Annotated in this window: 18 protein-coding genes and 1 pseudogene; 15 read left to right on the forward strand and 4 right to left on the reverse strand. The window is 61.6% G+C overall.

Going from position 1 to position 17,281, the window contains the following annotated elements; translation table 11 throughout:
- The first annotated feature begins 8 nt into the window (after positions 1 to 8).
- From ygiD to U5O12_RS11085, 9 genes and pseudogenes are all read left to right on the forward strand, one after another.
- Complete coding sequence (ygiD, locus tag U5O12_RS11045) at positions 9 to 935, forward strand: 4,5-DOPA dioxygenase extradiol (protein WP_322578686.1); 927 nt, start codon at positions 9 to 11, stop codon at positions 933 to 935.
- A 22-nt stretch (positions 936 to 957) separates the two neighbouring features.
- Positions 958 to 1,611, forward strand: a pseudogene (locus tag U5O12_RS11050) (fumarylacetoacetate hydrolase family protein); the annotation flags it as partial.
- A gap of 72 nt (positions 1,612 to 1,683) precedes the next feature.
- Positions 1,684 to 2,454, forward strand: a complete 771-nt coding sequence (locus U5O12_RS11055; RefSeq protein ID WP_322578734.1) for a fumarylacetoacetate hydrolase family protein — start codon at positions 1,684 to 1,686, stop codon at positions 2,452 to 2,454.
- Between the two features lie 53 nt (positions 2,455 to 2,507).
- The gene (gene hpaE / locus U5O12_RS11060) at positions 2,508 to 3,977 is read left to right on the forward strand and encodes a 5-carboxymethyl-2-hydroxymuconate semialdehyde dehydrogenase (protein ID WP_322578687.1); all 1,470 of its coding nucleotides are present in this window, start codon (positions 2,508 to 2,510) and stop codon (positions 3,975 to 3,977) included.
- Positions 3,978 to 4,003: 26 nt separating this feature from the next.
- A complete protein-coding gene (gene hpaD / locus U5O12_RS11065; protein ID WP_322578688.1) occupies positions 4,004 to 4,930 on the forward strand; it encodes a 3,4-dihydroxyphenylacetate 2,3-dioxygenase in 927 nt (308 codons plus the stop codon).
- 22 nt (positions 4,931 to 4,952) lie between these two features.
- The gene (locus tag U5O12_RS11070; RefSeq protein ID WP_322578689.1) at positions 4,953 to 5,399 is read left to right on the forward strand and encodes a 5-carboxymethyl-2-hydroxymuconate isomerase; all 447 of its coding nucleotides are present in this window, start codon (positions 4,953 to 4,955) and stop codon (positions 5,397 to 5,399) included.
- A 12-nt stretch (positions 5,400 to 5,411) separates the two neighbouring features.
- Positions 5,412 to 6,227 carry a 2-oxo-hept-4-ene-1,7-dioate hydratase gene (gene hpaH, locus U5O12_RS11075; protein ID WP_322578690.1) on the forward strand — a complete coding sequence of 272 codons (816 nt, stop codon included), beginning with the start codon at positions 5,412 to 5,414 and terminating at the stop codon, positions 6,225 to 6,227.
- 25 nt (positions 6,228 to 6,252) lie between these two features.
- Positions 6,253 to 7,083, forward strand: a complete 831-nt coding sequence (gene hpaI, locus U5O12_RS11080) for a 4-hydroxy-2-oxoheptanedioate aldolase (RefSeq protein ID WP_322578691.1) — start codon at positions 6,253 to 6,255, stop codon at positions 7,081 to 7,083.
- Between the two features lie 67 nt (positions 7,084 to 7,150).
- Positions 7,151 to 8,605: an NAD-dependent succinate-semialdehyde dehydrogenase gene (locus U5O12_RS11085; protein ID WP_322578692.1), complete on the forward strand. Its 1,455-nt coding sequence runs from the start codon at positions 7,151 to 7,153 to the stop codon at positions 8,603 to 8,605.
- 238 nt (positions 8,606 to 8,843) lie between these two features.
- Here the strand turns inward: U5O12_RS11085 and U5O12_RS21170 are convergent, their stop codons facing one another.
- Positions 8,844 to 9,224 (reverse strand): substrate-binding periplasmic protein, encoded by a 381-nt coding sequence (locus tag U5O12_RS21170; protein WP_416221480.1) that lies wholly within the window; start codon positions 9,222 to 9,224, stop codon positions 8,844 to 8,846.
- Between the two features lie 776 nt (positions 9,225 to 10,000).
- On the reverse strand, positions 10,001 to 11,224 hold the full coding sequence (locus tag U5O12_RS11095; RefSeq protein ID WP_322578694.1) for a YihY family inner membrane protein: 1,224 nt from the start codon (positions 11,222 to 11,224) through the stop codon (positions 10,001 to 10,003).
- A 144-nt stretch (positions 11,225 to 11,368) separates the two neighbouring features.
- Here U5O12_RS11095 and U5O12_RS11100 point away from each other — a divergent pair, with 144 nt between their 5' ends.
- The 5 genes from U5O12_RS11100 (at position 11,369) to U5O12_RS11120 (ending at position 15,799) form a co-directional block, all read left to right on the forward strand.
- Positions 11,369 to 11,746, forward strand: coding sequence for a DUF2069 domain-containing protein (locus U5O12_RS11100; protein WP_322578695.1), 378 nt, complete (start codon positions 11,369 to 11,371; stop codon positions 11,744 to 11,746).
- Positions 11,743 to 13,167, forward strand: coding sequence for an FAD-binding oxidoreductase (locus U5O12_RS11105; protein ID WP_322578696.1), 1,425 nt, complete (start codon positions 11,743 to 11,745; stop codon positions 13,165 to 13,167). The genes U5O12_RS11100 and U5O12_RS11105 overlap by 4 nt, the downstream gene beginning before the upstream one ends.
- 86 nt (positions 13,168 to 13,253) lie before the next feature.
- Complete coding sequence (locus U5O12_RS11110) at positions 13,254 to 14,411, forward strand: MFS transporter (protein ID WP_322578697.1); 1,158 nt, start codon at positions 13,254 to 13,256, stop codon at positions 14,409 to 14,411.
- A gap of 33 nt (positions 14,412 to 14,444) precedes the next feature.
- Positions 14,445 to 15,293, forward strand: a complete 849-nt coding sequence (locus U5O12_RS11115; RefSeq protein WP_322578698.1) for a thymidylate synthase — start codon at positions 14,445 to 14,447, stop codon at positions 15,291 to 15,293.
- A 2-nt stretch (positions 15,294 to 15,295) separates the two neighbouring features.
- Entirely contained in the window at positions 15,296 to 15,799 is a 504-nt protein-coding gene (locus U5O12_RS11120) for a dihydrofolate reductase (RefSeq protein WP_322578699.1), read from the forward strand.
- A 1-nt stretch (position 15,800) separates the two neighbouring features.
- Here the strand turns inward: U5O12_RS11120 and U5O12_RS11125 are convergent, their stop codons facing one another.
- Complete coding sequence (locus tag U5O12_RS11125; RefSeq protein WP_322578700.1) at positions 15,801 to 15,944, reverse strand: glycine zipper 2TM domain-containing protein; 144 nt, start codon at positions 15,942 to 15,944, stop codon at positions 15,801 to 15,803.
- A gap of 262 nt (positions 15,945 to 16,206) precedes the next feature.
- Between U5O12_RS11125 and U5O12_RS11130 the strand changes: the two genes are divergently transcribed.
- Positions 16,207 to 16,608, forward strand: a complete 402-nt coding sequence (locus U5O12_RS11130; protein WP_322578701.1) for a response regulator transcription factor — start codon at positions 16,207 to 16,209, stop codon at positions 16,606 to 16,608.
- A gap of 5 nt (positions 16,609 to 16,613) precedes the next feature.
- Here U5O12_RS11130 and U5O12_RS11135 read toward each other — a convergent pair whose 3' ends face one another.
- On the reverse strand, positions 16,614 to 17,246 hold the full coding sequence (locus tag U5O12_RS11135; RefSeq protein WP_322578735.1) for a response regulator transcription factor: 633 nt from the start codon (positions 17,244 to 17,246) through the stop codon (positions 16,614 to 16,616).
- Positions 17,247 to 17,281 lie beyond the last annotated feature (35 nt).

Genomic DNA, 17,281 nt, shown 5'->3' on the forward strand with positions numbered 1-17,281 from the left:
CGACCACCATGACCAGTCCCTCTCGCCTCAACCGGCGCACCCTGACCATCGCTTCGGCCGCCGGGGCCACGCTGCTCGCGCTCGGTGCCTGGCTCCGAAAGGACAACACCGTGCACAACCAGACCCTTCCGAGCACCCTACCGCCCATGACCGGCCGTGCGCCGGTGCTGTTCATCGGCCACGGCAGCCCGATGAACGCGATCCAGAGCAACCGCTTCACGCAAACTCTGACCCGGTGGGGTGAGGCGCTGGGTCGCCCCAAAGCCATCCTTATGGTGTCGGCCCACTGGCTGACCGAACGCGACACGCGGGTCTCGACCACCGCGAAGCCGCCGATGATTTACGACTTCGGTGGTTTTCCGGCCCCGCTGTACGAAGTGCAGTACCCCGCGCCCGGCGCACCGGCCGAGGCGCTCAAGGCTGCGACGCGGCTGGCGCCCCGCCAGGTGGGTCAGGACGTCCAACGCGGACTGGACCACGGCACCTGGAGCGTGCTCAAGCACCTGTACCCGGCGGCCGACGTGCCGGTGTTCCAACTGTCCATCGACATCACGCGCGACGGCACCCACCACCTGGCGCTGGGCCGGGCGCTGGCGGCGCTGCGCGGCGAGGGTGTGATGATCGTTGGCAGCGGGAACGTAGTACACAACCTGCGCATCCTGGACGAGGCCATGGGCGAAACCGAACGGGCAAGCGAACCCTGGGCGCAGGACTTTGACGACGCTGTCAAGCTGGCGATGAACGCGGGCGACTACAAGGCGCTGGCCGAGTGGGAGTTTCTGACCAAAGACGCCAGTACGGCAGTGCCGTTTCCTGACCACTACTTCCCAATGCTCTATGCCGCCGGCGCCGCGCAGACGGGAGAGAAGCCGCGCCACGTGTTCGAGGGCTTTCACGAAGGCACGCTTTCGATGCGCTGTGTGCAGTGGGGCTAAACCAAAAACCGCAACAACCCATATGAAAAATTTAAGTTCCCCAACCAAACGCGGCACGGTTTACGGCGCCCTGCTCAATCACCGTGATGCCTTGGCCTCCTTGGGCGAACAGGTGCATGCCGCGCCCTACAAGGCCCCGCCCAAGGCACCTGTGATGTACATCAAACCCCGCAACACCTGGGCCCAGTCCGGCGCGGCAGTGGTGGTACCCGCCGATGCCCCAGAGCTTGAAATGGGCGCCACGCTGGGCCTGGTAATCGGCCAAACAGCCTGCCGCGTGGGCCTCGCCGATGCACTTAGCTTTGTGGCGGGCTACGTGGTGATGAACGATATCAGCGTTCCGCACGCGGCCGTGTACCGGCCCTCTATGCGCTTTAAATGCCGTGACGGGTTTTGCCCGATGGGGCCGGTGGTGGCGGCAAGTGGCGCAATCAATCCCGACTCGCTGACGATCACTGTGACGCTGGACGGCATCGTGGCCCACCGCAGCAGCACGGCCGACTTAATTCGCCCCGTGGCGCAGCTACTGGCCGACACGACCGAGTTCATGACTCTGCACCCCGGGGATGTGCTGGCTGTGGGCGTGGCAGCCGGTATGCCACGTGCCCGCGCCGGGCAGCGCGTCAGTATTACGATTGAAGGTATCGGTGAACTGGAGCACACGCTGGAGGCCGAAGCGCCGTCTAGCACTCACACTGCAGGCGCCCACCCAATGCCTACTCCAAAAGCAGGCGATGTGCCAAGCGCCATGCACCCCGTGGCAAGGGTGGCGTATGGCGGTTCGATTCACACCGCCACCCCTCACCCAAACGGCGTGCAATTGGTCGATGGCCGGGTGCTCGCGGAGGCTGATGTAGTCTGGCTACCCCCATTCGAGGTGGGCACCGTCATTGCGTTGGGGCTGAACTACGCGGACCACGTGAAAGAGCTTTCCAAAGAGCTGACCGTCACTACACAGGACGAACCGTTGGCCTTTTTGAAAAGCGCCAGCGCCCTGATCGGCCACCGTGCGGTTACACGTCGTCCCAACGGCGTGGCCTTCATGCACTATGAGTGCGAGTTGGCCGTTGTGATTGGCCGCACCGCCAAAAAAGTGAGACTTGAAGATGCCATGCAATACGTGGCTGGCTATACCGTAGCCAATGACTACGCCATTCGCGACTACCTTGAAAACTACTACCGCCCCAACCTACGCGTGAAAAACCGCGATGGCTGCACCGTGCTGGGACCTTGGCTTGTGCCGGTGACTGAAGTGCACAACCCCCACGATTTGGCCCTGCGAACATTGGTAAACGGCGTGGTGACTCAACAGGGAAATACGGCAGACCTGATTTCAAACATCCCGGCGCTGATCGAATACCTCAGCGGGTTCATGACACTGCAGCCCGGCGACGTGATCCTGACCGGCACGCCCGATGGCGTGGTCAACGTGAACGTGGGCGATGAGGTAGTAACCGAGATCGATGGCATTGGCCGACTGGTCAACACGATTGTTGGTGATGCCGCCTTTGGCAGATAAACCTTCCGACAACTTCACCCATATCCAAACTATCCATTGAAAGAGGAGACACCATGCGCATCGATCATCTGATCAATGGCCACTCAGTGGCATCAAGCAACTACTTTGAAACTATCAATCCCGCTACACAAGAGGTGTTGGCCGAAGTGGCGAGCGGTACCGTGCAGGAAGTGAATGCCGCCGTGCAGGCAGCCAAAGACGCCTTCCCGTCCTGGGCAGGCCGTCCTGCCACCGAGCGCGCAAAGATCATGCGCAACCTGGGCGAGCTGATTGCCAAGCATGTGCCTGATATCGCGCAATCCGAAACGAAAGACACCGGTCAAAGCATCAGCCAGACCGGCAAACAGCTGGTGCCCCGCGCGGCCGACAACTTCCACTACTTTGCTGAAATGTGCACGCGGGTGGACGGCCACACCTACCCCACACCCACGCACCTGAACTACACCCTCTTTCACCCCGTCGGCGTGTGCGCACTCATCAGCCCGTGGAACGTGCCCTTCATGACATCCACCTGGAAGGTGGCACCTTGCCTGGCATTCGGCAACACAGCGGTACTGAAGATGAGCGAGTTGTCCCCGCTGACCGCCGCCCGGTTGGGTGAATTGGCGTTGGAAGCCGGAGTGCCCGCTGGGGTGTTGAACGTGGTACATGGCTTTGGCAAAGAAGCCGGCGAACCTTTATGCGCGCACCCGGACGTGCGGGCCATCAGCTTCACCGGATCTACCGCCACGGGCAACCGCATCGTGCAAACCGCCGGATTGAAGAAATTCAGCATGGAGCTGGGGGGTAAAAGTCCGTTCGTGATTTTTGAAGATGCGGACTTGAATCGCGCGCTGGACGCGGCCCTGTTCATGATCTTCAGCAATAACGGCGAGCGTTGTACAGCAGGCAGCCGTATTCTGGTGCAGCAAAGCATTTATGCCGACTTCGCTACCAAGTTTGCAGATCGGGCCAAACGCATCACGGTGGGAGACCCGCTGGCCGACAGCACCATCATCGGGCCCATGATCAGCCAAGGCCACTTGGCCAAGGTGCGCAGCTACATCGAACTGGGCTCTCAAGAAGGCGCCACCTTACTGTGCGGCGGCATAGACCGCCCCGCTTACGCGTCCGAACTAACCGGTAACCTGCAAAAAGGCAACTTCGTGTGGCCAACCGTGTTCGCCGATGTGGATAACCGTATGCGTATTGCACAGGAAGAAATCTTCGGACCGGTGGCCTGCCTAATTCCGTTCAAGGACGAAGCCCACGCCATTGAGCTCGCCAATGACATCCAGTACGGCCTGTCCAGCTACGTGTGGACTGAAAACCTTGGCAAAGCACACCGGGTGGCGGCATCCATAGAAGCGGGCATGTGCTTCGTGAACAGCCAAAACGTGCGTGACTTGCGCCAGCCCTTCGGTGGCACCAAGGCCAGCGGCACCGGACGCGAAGGAGGCACATGGAGTTATGAGGTTTTCTTAGAGCCCAAGAACGTCGCGGTGAGTCTCGGAAGCCACCACATTCCACACTGGGGCGTCTGACCCCTCGCACAACTGGAGACAACACCATGGGAAAACTCGCGCTCGTCGCCAAAATCACACACGTGCCCAGCATGTACCTCAGCGAGTTGGATGGCCCTCGCAAAGGCACGCGCCAGGATGCCATCGACGGCCACAAGGAAATCAGCCGCCGCTGTCGCGAACTGGGCGTCGATACCCTTGTCGTCTTCGACACCCACTGGCTTGTCAACGCCCACTACCACATCAACTGTGCACCACACTTTAAAGGCAACTACACCAGCAACGAACTACCCCACTTCATTGCCAACCTGCCATTCGAGTGCCCAGGCAATCCAGAGTTGGGGCAGCTACTGGCCAAAGTATGTACTGAACACGGCGTGGAGGCGATGGCTCACGATGCCACTACGCTTGACCCGGAGTACGGCACCCTGGTGCCACTGCGCTACATGAACGCTGACCAGCATTTCAAGGTCATTTCCGTCTCGGCTCTCTGCACTGTGCACTATTTGGATGACAGTGCCCGACTGGGTTGGGCCATGCGCAAAGCGGTGGAAGAACACTACGACGGCACCGTGGCGTTCTTGGCCAGTGGCTCCTTGAGTCACCGGTTCGCCCAAAACGGCCTTGCCCCTGAGTACTCCTTCAAGGTCTGGAGCCCTTTTCTGGAACAGCTTGACGACCGCGTGGTCGAAATGTGGAAGACCGGCCAGTGGAAAGACTTCTGCGGAATGCTGCCCGAATATGCGTCCAAGGGCCACGGAGAAGGTTTCATGCACGACACAGCCATGATGTTGGGCGCACTGGGGTGGAGCGAGTATGGCGGCAAAGCCGACATCGTCACGCCATATTTCGGAGCATCGGGCACGGGGCAGATCAACGCCGTATTCCCGGTCACGCCGGTAAGCGGCCGTGATATCCCCGCCGCAAAAGCCTCCGTTGCGGACGGCTACAACTCGGTGACTACCCGCCTCTGAACCTGTACACACACCAGCTTCCATGCCCCACCTCGTCATTCTTTACACCGCCAACCTTGATCGCCCGGTGGCTCAAGGTGGCACCGACATGACAGCCTTGTGTCGCGCCCTTGCCGACACCATGTTGGCCACGCGCGACGAAGGTGGCAAACCCGTCTTCCCACCCGGTGGCGTTCGGGTATTCGCCTATCCCGCGTCGCATTGCGCCGTGTCTGACGGTGGTACAGCAGGCCGGGCCGCTGGTGGCAGTGGTGACTACGGCTTTGTGTACTTGAACCTGCGCATGGGCCGGGGGCGTTCCAAGGAAACGATTTCGTATGCTGGCAACGCTTTGCTGGAAAGTGCCAAATCCCATTTTGATTCACAACTCAAACAACAACACTTTGGGTTGACGCTGCAAGTCGACGAAGGCCCTGAGGTGTTCGATGCCAAAACCAGCACGCTGCACCCGCTTTTCAACAGAACCTGAAAGACTTTCCCCATGCTAGACGACACCCAAGTCTCCCAACTGGCCGCAGAATTGCAGCTAGCCAAAACCACCCGTGTGCAGGTGGAGCATTTCAGCAAACGTTTTCCGGGCATGACGATTGAAGACGGCTACCGCGTCAATCGCGCCTGGGTTGCGCTGCAAGTGCAAGCCGGTGCCCAGGTCATTGGTCACAAGATCGGGTTGACCAGCCGCGCAATGCAGATCAGCAGCCAGATTGACGAGCCTGACTACGGCGCCCTGCTCGACTACATGCGATACGACTGCACACCGGGCCAGGTGCTGGACATCCCCATGAACCACTTTATTGCGCCGCGCGTGGAGGTAGAGATGGCCTTTGTACTGAAAGCCCCGCTTCAAGGCCCAAAGGTCACGGTGGATCAGGTACTGGATGCCACCGACTACATCACTCCAGCAATAGAAATCATTGACTCGCGCATTGAACAGTTTGACCGTCACACCAAAATAATGCGCAAAGTGTTCGACACCATCAGCGACAACGCGGCGAATGCCGGCATCGTGCTGGGTGGCCATCGCATTTCCCCCCGCAGTGTGGACCGTTCGTGGTGCGGGGCCATTCTGCGGCAAAACGGCGCAGTCGAAGAAACCGGTTTGGCCGCTGGCGTGCAAGGTGACCCGGCCGTGGGCATTGCGTGGCTGGCCAACAAGCTGGCCCCCTGGGGCGAAACCCTGCAACCAGGTCACATTGTGTTGGCTGGCTCTTTCACCCGGCCCGTGGCGGCGCGTGCGGGCGATCTGTTTGAAGCGGATTACGGCCCGCTGGGCAAGCTGAACTTCCGCTTCCTCTGACGCTCCCAATACCAACGGACTCCCCATGGCACTTCCCCTTCCCATCAACACGTTCAAACAGGCCTTGTATGCCGGCCAGCAGCTCATCGGTTGCTGGGTCGGCTTTGCCCACGCGAATGTGGCCGAAGCACTGGCTGGCTGTGGTTTCGACTGGTTGCTGCTTGACGGTGAGCATGCCCCCAACGACCCCCGTACCGTGCTCGACCAACTGCGCGCTGTAGCAGCGTACCCGGTGCAAGCCGTAGTGCGCCCTGTAGTTGGCGACGTGGCATTGGTCAAGCAGTACCTGGACGTGGGAGCGCAGACGTTGCTCATTCCCATGGTAGACACGCCCGAGCACGCCGTGCTGATGGTCGGCGCAACGCGTTACGCGCCCGAGGGTATCCGGGGCATGGGCGCGGCGCTGGCCCGTGCTTCGCGCTGGAACCAGATACCCGACTACATTCACCACGCCAACGGCCAGATGTGCCTGCTGGTGCAGGCTGAAACCACCCTGGCCATACGTAACCTGGCCTCCATTGCGGCGGTTGACGGTGTGGACGGCGTGTTTTTTGGCCCAGCGGACTTGTCTGCTTCCATGGGTTACCGAGGTCAGGCCAACCATCCCGAGGTGCAAAAAGCCATACTGGACGGCATTGCCACGGTCCGCTCTGCAGGCAAGGCCGCCGGCATCCTGATGGCCGACAAGGCCCAGGCCCAAACCTATCTGGACGCGGGCGCCCAATTTGTTGCAGTGGGCGTGGACACCACGCTGCTGGTGCGCGCAGCCTCCGACCTGGCTGCGCACTTCAAACCCACGGGTACCCCGCAAAAGGGGGGCACGGCCGGGCCGCAGGCCGCAGGTTCGCCCTACTGATCAGCCGGGCCGCCACACACCATTCGGCGGCCCATTTCTCAAACTTGAAACACACCTGTCAAAGACCATGCCACGCCTGAATGATCCCTCCCTCCTGAAATCTCTGGCACTTATCGACGGCCAATGGTGCCACGCTACCAACGGCGCCACGCTACCTGTGCATAACCCCGCCACCGGGGAGTTGATCGGCCAGATCCCCAACATGGGGGCCGCCCAAACCCAGCAGGCTATTGATGCCGCCGAGCGTGCTTTTGCCAGTTGGAAGCTGCGCACAGCAGAAGACCGCGCCAACCTGCTCAAACGCTGGCACGCACTGATGGTGGCGAATGCAGAGGACCTAGCGCTACTGATGACCGCCGAACAGGGCAAACCGCTTGCCGAGGCCAAAGGCGAAATTGCCTATGCCGCCTCGTACATCGAATGGTTTGCCGAAGAAGCCCGGCGCGTCTACGGTGAAGTCATTCCATCACCCTGGCCAGACAAACGCATCGTCGTTACGCGTGAGCCGGTGGGCGTGTGCGCCGCCATCACGCCATGGAACTTCCCTTCGGCCATGATCACCCGCAAAGTGGCCCCCGCCTTGGCAGCAGGCTGCACCATCATCGTCAAACCGGCGACACAGACTCCCTTGTCGGCATTGGCCATGGCCGAGCTGGCACAGCGCGCGGGTATCCCGGCAGGGGTGTTCAACGTGATTACTGGCGACGCACGGCCCATTGGCGGCGTACTGACCGCCAGCCCCATCGTGCGCAAGTTGACCTTCACCGGCTCGACCAAAGTGGGCCGCGTTCTGGCGGCACAGTGCGCGCCCACGCTCAAGCGCATGTCACTGGAACTTGGGGGCAATGCACCGTTCATCGTGTTCAATGACGCCGATCTGGATGCGGCCGTGGACGGTGCCATGGCCTCCAAATACCGCAACACGGGGCAAACCTGTGTGTGCAGCAATCGCTTTCTGGTGCAAGACGGCGTATACGACGCCTTTGCCACCAAGCTTGGCCAGGCCGTGGCGGCCTTGAAAGTAGGCAACGGGCTGGACGCAGGCACAACACAAGGCCCACTAATTGATGCTGCCGCAATGGCCAAAGTGCAAGAGCTGGTGGACGATGCGGTATCCCGAGGTGCACGCTTGCAAACAGGCGGCAAACCCCATGCCTTAGGCGGCACGTTCTATGAACCTACTGTGCTAACACATGTGACGCCCAGTATGCGTTTAGCCCAAGAGGAAATTTTCGGGCCCGTTTCTCCGCTGTTTCGGTTCAATACGGAACAAGAGGCGGTGCAAATGGCTAACGACACTGAATTCGGTCTGGCCGCCTACTTCTATTCCCAAGACATTGGCCGCGCTTGGCGAGTCAGCGCAGCACTGGAGTACGGCATGGTGGGAGTGAACTCAGGGGTCATCTCAACGGCTGTTGCACCATTTGGCGGTGTCAAGCAGTCGGGCATGGGCAGGGAAGGTTCGCTGCATGGCGTCGACGAATACGTGGACACCAAATACGTTTGCATGGGCGGTATCTAAACTCTGCATGTGTGTTGCCGCCGACCGAAAACTACCCCAGGGGAATGATTGACTCAGAGGGCAAGAGACTTGTGGAGGGCATCGAGCAACAATTTCTGCGCTGTGGCATGTGATCTGGGATAAAGCTCCACACCTACTTTCGGCGTTCAGCTGCCTACCGCATGCGTATTGCTCGGCCCCCAAAAAACTTCCCTGCGAGTTGATTAAAGTGCATATGCTGGGTGATAACCGACCACATTCACCTCGCCGCATCTATCCCTGTGGTTAACAGCAATCTGGAAAAACTGCCATCCATCTGCATGGCCCGCAGGCCTTGGTTGAACGCGATTAGCAAAGCATCTCTATTTGGCACACTCTTGGCAAGAGCTAGGTAGTCGTTCTTCGACTCCAGAATTGACCCCTTCCATTCCAAATTTCGCAGTAATGCAGGAACGCTCGCTATGACGAACAAGCCAGCGTTGCGGTCTCCAAAAACCAGATCAACACGGCCTTTGGCCAGCTTGAGCAGGTTGGCCTCCATTGAGTTGGCGAAGTCTAGACGTACCGCAGGACTGTTTAGCTCCGGCGACAGGTAGCTGCCGCGCTCCACACCAATGCGCAGATTTAGCAATGTACTCACTCCACTGTCCTCGTGTACCAAGTCTCTTTGACCAAAGAATCCCAATTCATGTCTGACCAGCGGTAAGGAGTACTCAAATATTTGGTCCCGTTCAGCGCTGCGCCAAATACCCAAAATTGCGCAACGCCCTCTTGACCCGTCATGCAGAACTCGAGCCCACGGCATGAACTGAACGCGTGCTTTGTATCCCGCACGATGAAAGGCCTCAATAGTCAACTGAACGACCGGCCCCCCGCCCGGTAGCGATTCACTCTGGTATGGCGCGAAATCGGCTGTACAGATATCGAGCGAAGACTGCGCTATCGATGCTTTTCCAACCAGGCATGTCACCACTATCAAGGCCCGCAGCCCTCCCCATAGGAAAGAGACCGACCGGCCAGATTCCAAAACGTGTCTTACGCCTGTTTGTAGCAACTGAAAGTTAAACATGCGCTTGCAATGTTGAATCGCAATAGTTTCGTAGAGGCCAGTTAGTGAAAGTGAAACCTGGGTTTCGGTCTTCTAAGCGAGTTACCGATAGTAGTTTGCCTCAGCCTCGGCCGGTGGAATATACCCAGTGGGCTCCAACAGTCGGTGGTTGAACCAAGACACCCATTCCCGAGTGGTAAGTTCAGTGCTCTACATGAACATCGGTACTTGAGTGGCTGCAGTCTGACCGCTTGATGGGTTGCTACGCCAACGATGGATAGCTCCTCGCCTAAACCCTCGCAGGTTGAAGTGATGACCGGCAACTACCATCCCCAAAAACACTCGCGACCGCAAAACTCAAACCGCTACTATTTCTGTAGCGCCTCACGCAACGTAGTAGCCGGCCATCGGCCAATTTTCCATAAATTCTCAGTCACCGCATCGGGCTTCAGCAGCGCCGCGCGCATCAACGGCTCCAGCACCGTGCTGTCCAGATCGGCCAGCAGCACGTAGCGGGCTTGCACACCGTGCACCCCGGCTTCGCTGAGCTGGCCCACCCAGTCCAGGTCCACCAGCATTTGCAGCACGGGCTCCAGCCGCAGCGGGTCTACTTGCATGGTGGTGCGCAGCTGGGTCAGGGTCAGGCCCTTGTCGGCGCCGGTGCGGGCGCGCTCCAGCCGTTGCAAGGATTCCAGCGCCAGCTGGAACTGCCAGCCGTGGCCCAGGCGGCGGCGCGGCACGCCGGCGATCAGGCTGGGCAGGTAGGCCGTGAGGGCCGCGCCCAGCAGCACGATGACCCAGGCCACATAGATCCAGATCAGCAAAATCGGCACGGTGGCAAAGGCGCCGTAGACCACCGAATAGGTGGGCACCTTGCTCAGGTACAGGGCCAGGCCTTTGCGCGCCAGCTCCATGCCAGCCGACACAAACAGCCCGCCCATCCACGCGTGGCCCCAGCGCACCTGGGTGTTGGGCACAAAGTGAAACATGGCCGCCATGCCCGACGCCACCAGCACAAACTGCAGGCTGTCCAGCAGCAGGCTCACGCCACCCGGCAGCCCGCCCACCACCCCCTTGGATGCCGACACGGCGTACGAGGTGAGCGACAGGCTGGCGCCCAGCAGCAGCGGCCCCAGCGTCATGGCGGCCCAATAGATCAGCACGCGCTGGCCCAGGGGGCGGCGCTTGCGCACGCGCCAGATGCTGTTGAGCGTGCGGTCGATGGTGAAGATGAGCGCCAACGCGGTGCCCAGCAGAATGGCCAAGCCCGCAGCGCCCAAGCGGCTGGCCTTGCCGGCAAACTGGTTGAGGTAGCCCAGCACCTGGCGGGCAATGCTGTCGGGCACCAGGCTCTCGATCAGCCACTTCTGCAGCACGTCCTGAAACTTGGCAAACATGGGAAAGGCGGTAAACACCGCCAGCGCCACGGTAATAAAAGGCACCAGCGCAATGGTGGTGGTGAAGGTGAGGCTGCTGGCGGTGAGGCCCAGGCGGTCTTCGCGAAAGCGCTCGCGCAGGGTGATGGCGGCATCCCGCCAGGGGATGCTGGCCACATCGTGCAGCCAGGGTTTTAGACGTTCAATCAGTTGCATCCGCCTATGATGCCACCGACATGCAAAACGCCCCTCTCCCTCACTCGTTGCCCCCCTCACCCCAGCCCCCTACCACCCCAGGGAAAAAAGAAAAAAAAAACTTGGTCTCGGGAGAAAAAAAGGTTTTTAGGGGATAGAACCCCCATGTGTCGCCGCCGGTGGGTGGCCGTCGCCAGCATGCTGGGCCTGATTCTGCTGGGCCTGCTGTGGGAGCTGTGGCTGGCCCCCACCGGCAGCGGCACGCTGGCGCTCAAGGTGCTGCCCCTGTGCATTCCGCTGGCGGGCCTGCTGAAGAACCGCATGTACACCTACCGCTGGGTCAGCCTGATGGTGTGGCTGTATTTCACCGAAGGCGTGGTGCGCGCCTGGAGCGACAAGGCACCCGGCAACTGGCTGGCCCTAGTGGAGGTGCTGCTGTGCATCGTGCTCTTTGTGGCCTGCACCGCCCATATCCGCCTGCGCCTGAAGCACGCCAAGCTGGCCGCAGCCTCTGCTGAACCGACCCCAAACCCAGCCCCATGACCAACACCGAATCCCTGCGCGCCACGCTGCGCACCCTGCTGGGCGACGCCCATGTGCTGACCGATGGCGACCTCACCGCCTATGAGCAAGACTGGCGCAAACGCGAGCGCGGCCGCGCGCTGGCCGTGGTGCGCCCCGGCAGCACCGACGAAGTGGCCGCCGTGGTGAAGGCCTGCGCAGCGGCCGGTGTGAGCTTGGTGCCCCAGGGCGGCAACACCGGCATGGTGGTGGGCTCCATTCCCGATGCCAGCGGCACCCAGGTGCTGCTGAGCCTGCAGCGGCTCAACCGCATCCGCACCATCGATGCCGCCAACCTGACGGTGACCGTGGAAGCCGGTTGCGTGCTGCAAACGCTGCAAGAGGCGTGCGAGAAAGAAGGCTTTTTGTTCCCGCTGAGTCTGGCGGCCGAGGGCAGTTGCACCATTGGCGGCAACCTGGCCACCAACGCGGGTGGCACGCAGGTGGTGCGCTACGGCAACACGCGCGAGCTGTGCCTGGGGCTGGAAGTCGTAACGGCACAGGGTGAGGTCTGGAGTGGCCTGACCGGCCTGCGCAAAGACAACACCGGCTACGACCTGCGCCACCTGTTCATCGGCTCTGAGGGCACGCTGGGTGTGATCACCGCAGCCACCTTGCGCATGTACCCCCTGCCCGCGGCCCAGCTCACCGCCTTTGCCGCTGTGCCCTCGCTAGAGGCTGCGGTGCAACTACTGGGCCTGGCGCACCAGTACCTGAACGCGGGCCTGACCGGCTTTGAAGTAATGGGCGACTTTGCGCTAGGTTTGGTGCGCAAACACTTCCCGCAGCAGAACGTGCCGTTTGGCGGGCTAAGTCCGTACTGCGTGGTTCTCGAAAATTCCGACCACGAGTCTGAAAGCCATGCGCGCGAACAGTTCGAGCGTCTGCTGGAAGCCGCGCTGGAACAGGGCTGCGTGCTGGACGCCGTGGTGGCCGAGAACATTGCCCAAGCCCGGGCGCTGTGGCACATCCGCGAGAGCATTCCACTGGCGCAGGCCCAAGAGGGTCTGAACATCAAGCACGACATCTCGATTGCCGTATCGCGCATCCCCGCCTTTGTGGCCGAGACCGATGCCCTGCTGGCGCAGCATTTCCCCGGCGTGCGGCTGGTGAACTACGGCCACTTGGGCGACGGCAACCTGCACTACAACGTGCAGGCGCCGGACGGCGCGGATGCCGAAGCCTTCTTGCGCGACCAAGAAGGCCCGATCAATACGCTGGTGTACGAGGTGGTGGATCGCTACAACGGCTCCATCTCGGCGGAGCACGGCATCGGCAGTCTCAAACGCGAGAAGCTGGCGCACCACAAATCGCCCGTCGCATTGAGTGCCATGCGCGCCATCAAGGGCGCGTTGGACCCGCACAACCTGCTGAACCCAGGCCGGGTGCTATCAATAGAATAGCTGTCCGCGCATATTCCACGGGTGCTAGAGCCTTATTTGGCACATAAACCCGCCCTACCCGTCAACCCCGCATTCAGGAGCCCGCCGTGGCGCACCTCATTCTTCTGGGCATTGTGTATGTGTCCTTCATCAGCCTGGGCCTGCCGGACGGCATTCTGGGCGTGGCGTGGCCCGCCATCCGGGCCGACATGGGGCAGCCGCTGGCAGCGGTAGGCGCCATCACCATTGCCATGACCATCAGCTCGGCCACCGCCAGCTACTTTGCCGGGGCCATTGCCAAGCGCATAGGGACCGGTGCCGTGGTGGCCACCAGTTGCCTGATGACGGCGCTGGCGCTGCTGGGGTTTGCCGTGGCCCCATCGTTTGGCTGGCTGGTAGCGCTGGGGGTGCCGCTGGGTCTGGGCGCGGGTGCGGTCGATGCCAGCCTGAACCACTTTGTGGCGGCGCACTACTCCTCGCGCCACATGAACTGGCTGCACGGCTTCTGGGGCGTGGGCGCCACCACCGGGCCGCTGATCATGGGCCTGGCGCTGGCCAGCAGCGGTGGCTGGTCGCTGGGCGTGCGCAGCATCGGCCTGATGCAACTAACGCTGGCCGTGGTGCTGTTTGCCACGCTGGCCCTCTGGGCCAAAGAACACTCCAAACCGCCAGCGAATGAAGACGCGCATGGCGCGGCAGCATACAAACCGGTGCGCCCGCTGGCGCTGTGGTTGGCGCCCACGCTGTTTTTGTTTTACGTGGCGGCCGAGATGGGCACCGGCCTGTGGGCGGCCAGCATTTTGGTGACCGACCGCGGCCTCACGCAGGCGCAAGCGGGCGTCTGGGTGTCGGTGTACTTTGGCTCCATCACCGCCGGGCGCTTTGCGGTGGGGCTGATTGCCAACCGCCTGGGCAACCGCCGGCTGGTGCGGCTGGGCATTGCGGTGGCCACGGCGGGTGCTTTGGTGTTTGCCCTGCCGGCCGTGTTTGGCAGTGCGGCCAGCTTCGGCTTGGTGCTCATGGGCTTGGGGTGTGCGCCGGTATTTCCCTCGCTGATGCACGAGACCGCGCGCCGCTTCCCGGACGACGTTGCCCGCACCGTCATCGGCCGGCAAATGACGTTTGCCTACGCCGGGGGCTCCGTCATTCCCGCCGCCTTTGGGCTGCTGGCCACCTGGGCCGGCCTGGGCGCGGTGATGCCGGTGGTGGTGCTCATCCTGCTGGGGCTGCTGGCGCTGGCCGTTGCCTTGGACCGCATGACCTGAAGCCAGCCCCATACAGACCACTAAAATTCCGCCATGACCAGCACCACCCCACACCGCCCCGTGCGCAGCCAGTACGAAGATTTCATGCGCCATGTGCACACCACGGGTGTGTTCAAGGCCGACCGCACGGGCACCGGCACCAAGAGCGTGTTTGGCTACCAGATGCGCTTCGATTTGAACGAAGGCTTCCCGCTGGTGACCACCAAGAAGGTGCACCTGCGCTCCATCATCCAGGAGCTGCTGTGGTTCCTGACCGGGTCGAGCAACAACAACTGGCTCAAAGAGCGCGGCGTGACCATTTGGGACGAATGGGCCAACCCCGAAACCGGCGACCTGGGGCCGGTGTATGGCGTGCAGTGGCGAAGCTGGCCCACGCCAGACGGCGGCCATATCGACCAGATTGCCGATGTCATCAAGACCCTGAAAAGCAACCCCGACAGCCGCCGCATCATCGTGAGCGCCTGGAACGTGGCGGAGCTGAACAAGATGGCGCTGATGCCCTGCCACGCCTTCTTCCAGTTCTATGTGGCACCAGCCACCGAGCCGGGCGGCAAAGGCCGCTTGAGCTGCCAGCTGTACCAGCGCAGTGCCGACATCTTTTTGGGCGTGCCCTTCAACATTGCCAGCTACGCATTGCTGACCCACATGGTGGCCCAGCAGTGCGACCTGGACGTGGGTGACTTCATCTGGACCGGCGGCGACTGCCACATCTACAGCAACCACACCGAGCAGGTGGAGCTGCAACTGAGCCGCGCGCCGATGGCCTATCCCACGCTGCAGATCAAGCGCAAGCCCGAGAGCATCTTCGACTACCAGTTTGAGGACTTTGAGGTGCTGGGCTACGAATGCCACCCCGCCATCAAGGCACCGGTAGCGGTGTGAGCATGGCGCAAACCACTGGCCCACGTCTGCACCTGATTTATGCCCGCGCCGCCAATGGCGTGATTGGCATCAACGGCGCCCTGCCCTGGCATTTGCCCGAGGACCTGGCCCACTTCAAGCGCACCACGCTGGGCTGCCCGGTGATCATGGGGCGCAAGACCTGGGATTCGCTGCCGCCCAAGTTTCGCCCGCTGCCCGGGCGCACCAACATTGTGGTCACACGACAGCCAGATTGGGATGAAACAGGGGCCCAGCCCGCACCAGACATGCGCAAAGCGCTACAACTTTGCGAGCAAGTGAGCGATGTGTGGGTGATTGGCGGCGCCCAGCTGTATGCGCTGGCGGAGCCGCTGGCCAGCACGGCGGTGGTGACCGAGATTGAACAAGACTTTGCGGGTGACGCGTTCGCCCCCGCGCTGGGCGAAGCCTGGAAAGAAAGCGCCCGCGAGCGCCATGTGGCGGCGAGCGGGCTGGCGTTCAGCTTTGTGACCTACACCCGCGCTTGAGTTACTTCTTGGTGGACTGGTGGCCAATGACGCCACCAGCGGCTGCACCCGCCGCCGTGCCCAGCACGCTACCGCCGCCAATGATGTTGCCCGCCACGCCGCCAACGGCGGCACCCACAGCGGTATTTTTCTCGCGGGTGGTCATACCAGCGCAACCGCTCAGGACCAGCAAGTGCCAGCACAACCGTGGTGGCACGCAGGGAGATGGATGTTTTTTTCATGGAACGACCTTGTTATGAAGCATCAGCACAATCTGATGCCCGCAGTATCGGAAAACTGCGCGGCCACGCAAAGCAGACAGCGCCGCAAGCTGCTGTAGGTCTTGTCCTACATGCAATCGGGCTGGTGGCCCATGGCATTGGACGGGGATTGGGAGCACACTAAAGGCCTCACCCACTGCAAGCGACATGACCGTGCTCACCACTTATCTCGTCGAAGACAGCCCGGTCATTCAGCAAAGTCTGATTGCCACGCTACAAGAACTCACCCCCGTTGCGGTGGTGGGGGTGGCTGCGGACGAGCAGGTGGCGCTGCAGTGGTTGTCTGACCCCACGCATGAGGCCAACCTGGTCATCGTGGATATCTTTTTGCGCAGCGGCTCCGGGCTGGGGGTGTTGCGTGCCGCGCGCCACAACCGCCCCGAACGGCACATGGTGGTGCTGAGCAATTACGCCACCCCCGACATTCGCACCACCTGTCTGGCACTCGGTGCACAGCAGGTGTTTGACAAATCCACAGAAATTGACGCGCTGATTCTTTACTGCCAAACGCTGGCGGCCACCGGTATGAGCCCGGCCTTGCCTGCCTGATGCCGCTACTGGATCAGGCCGTTTTTGAGGCCGTAGTAGGTCAGGTCGCTATTCGATTCCAGGCGCATTTTTTCCATCACGCGGGTGCGGTAGGTGCTCACGGTTTTCACGCTCAGCGACATGCTGGTGGCAATATGGCCCACAGTTTCGCCCCGGGCCAGGCGCAAAAACACTTGCAATTCACGCTCGGACAACTGGGTGTGCAAGGGCTTGTCGCCCCCGTCGGCCAAGCCGTCGGCCAGCAGCTCGGCCACACCGGGCGTGATGTACTTGCGCCCCCGGTGCACGGTGCGGATGGCCTTGACGATGTCCTCCGGGTCGCAGTCCTTGTTGAGGTAACCACTGGCACCCTGGCGCAGCAAGGTGGTGGCGTAGTGCACCTCGGCAAACCCGCTCAAAATCAGCACCGGCAGATCAGGCGCCCGCGCCTTGATGGCCACCAGTGCGTCTACCCCGCTGTGGTCAGGCATGGAAATATCCATCACCATCACATCGACCTCGCCCTGGCGCACGATGTCCAAGGCCTCGCGGCCATTCATCGCCTCTGCCACCACCTGAAAGTCCGGCTGGTCGGCAAAAAACTGGCGCAGCCCGGCGCGCACCATGGCGTGGTCGTCAACGATGGCTATACGGATCATGGGCGCAAAAATTTTGTCATGCAGCATGATCCCAC

It is taken from the genome of Rhodoferax sp., assembly GCF_034519335.1.
Taxonomy (GTDB): Bacteria; Pseudomonadota; Gammaproteobacteria; order Burkholderiales; family Burkholderiaceae_C; genus Allorhodoferax.